The sequence below is a fragment of the Amycolatopsis speibonae genome (assembly GCF_042647925.1).
GTDB lineage: Bacteria > Actinomycetota > Actinomycetes > Mycobacteriales > Pseudonocardiaceae > Amycolatopsis > Amycolatopsis speibonae.
Map to the genome: position 1 here is coordinate 1 of NZ_JBHRWK010000152.1, position 707 is coordinate 707.

General features: G+C 66.2%; 1 pseudogene. It reads right to left on the bottom strand.

Annotated features, from left to right (window positions below):
* Positions 1–80 precede the first annotated feature (80 nt).
* Positions 81–707 (bottom strand): annotated as a pseudogene (locus tag ACFOSH_RS42730) (DUF222 domain-containing protein); the annotation flags it as partial.

Genomic DNA, 707 nt, shown 5'->3' on the forward strand with positions numbered 1-707 from the left:
AGCTTCACCAAACCGCTGTGTCGGCTCAATATCGGAGGTCTTTCACCTCCGATCGGATAAACACGCGCATCATGGCGCACGTGATGAATATGGTGGACGTGACAGTTCTTGGGTCGTCGATGACACCCCGGGAGCGCACAACCCCGATCCCGAATATTCAACGCTCGCCGCTGGCCGGGGGTGACAAATCGTCTCAGTCGTCCCACGTCCAGCGGCTCACCGGCCGCGTTCATCACCACGGGAAGCATGAGGCAGTCGCAGGCGGCCATCCGTGCCTCACGAGCCGTCATCGTCCCGACGAAATCGAGGCAGGCTTTCCCGATCCCGGACTTCAGCTCTTCCAGGCCGATGGTGACGTGCACCAGGGTCCGGTAGCCGCTGGTGCCGGGCTGGTCCGGGCACGCGATCGCCAGATCGAGCAGCTCGGCCCACGCATCACCCTGACGCTCAGCCTTGGACCGCGGATCCGCCTGCCCGAACTCGTCGGTCGGGCGGGGCTTCGCGTAGGCCTCCAGCGCGGCCGCCGTACGGGCGCCTGTCTCGTCATCGAGGAGACCGTTCAGCTTCCAGAACCCGTCCTTGCGACGCTCCAGGGTGACTTCCCGGCGAGGCTGCTTCGGCTCGGGCTCTTTCGGCTCGTTCCCGTCCGGGTCGAGCCAGCCCATGATCCGCTGCTCGGCATCCGCCACCTGCCGCGGCCCCGCACC